General features: G+C 51.5%; 1 protein-coding gene. It reads right to left on the bottom strand.

Going from position 1 to position 969, the window contains the following annotated elements; translation table 11 throughout:
• Positions 1-474 precede the first annotated feature (474 nt).
• Entirely contained in the window at positions 475-867 is a 393-nt protein-coding gene (locus tag K5E19_RS22990; protein ID WP_221553243.1) for a VOC family protein, read from the bottom strand.
• Positions 868-969 lie beyond the last annotated feature (102 nt).

Below are 969 nucleotides of genomic sequence, written 5' to 3'. Positions count from 1 at the left end.
GTCCCAGAATCAGCATCGGGAGATTTTCAAAGAAGTTACGATGTTGCAGAGGCATCTCGGTGCGTACAAAACCTTCCACCTGCTTAAGCCATTCCTCTGGCACTTCGGCACGTGCCTGTACTGCACGTTCACCGTCATGAAAGACACTGCGTGTCTGCTGCATGGGGCACTCCTTGGGATCGTTTACCGTTGCTGTAAGGCCAGAACCCGCTTCGACGACGCGAAATAATCACTGGCACCTGAAGCGAGAAAATTGCCTTCACTGTAGGCGTAAAAAGCCTGTCAAATGCCCCACGGATCCCATGCCACATAATTCTAAATGTATGGCTTATGCAGAGGAGCAGCCCGGCCCCCCCCGTCCTGCGGTGAGCAATCCGGCTAACAGGACGGCAATCGCACAGGCAACAGCCGCCAAGGGCATTACCCTGATATAGCATCACGGTAATGTCCCTGGCACAGGGCATCAGAAACTACTTAACCCGGGTAATAGAATTCAACCCGTATGCCGCTTGGTTCGTAGCACATCATGTGCATAGACGGCCCCTCGCGGAGCAGGGTGGGCTCAAATTCAATTTCAACCTGATTTGCCTTCAACACTTCAAGGATCTGGTAAAGGCCCTCTTTAGTCTCCACCTGCAAAGCCAGGTGATGGAGTCCGACATTGTTTTTACGATTGAACTGAATGGGTTGTTCTGTTTGCGTTTTCCAGAGTGTGAGCATCACAGCACCGTCTTTCACGAAGATGGCCGGGTAATCGTCGCGTCGTTTGACTTCCTGCCAGCCCAGTAAATCAGTAAAGAACGCTGCGCTCTCTTCAAGATTTGATACGGCTAAACCAACATGTTGTACACCATGGGTCAATGGCATTGTTCCTGTCCTCTTGTTAATGGATCTGTTTAGGCCCGATCGTCAACCGGCAAGCGCGCCTGTGGTTTGTGGAATTTCTGTTTAGCTTCGAACAGCCGTGCC

It is taken from the genome of Enterobacter sp. RIT637 (assembly GCF_019718755.1).
GTDB lineage: Bacteria > Pseudomonadota > Gammaproteobacteria > Enterobacterales > Enterobacteriaceae > Enterobacter.
The sequence above is the reverse complement of the archived record's forward strand: the minus strand, read 5'-3'. Positions and strand labels throughout refer to the sequence as shown.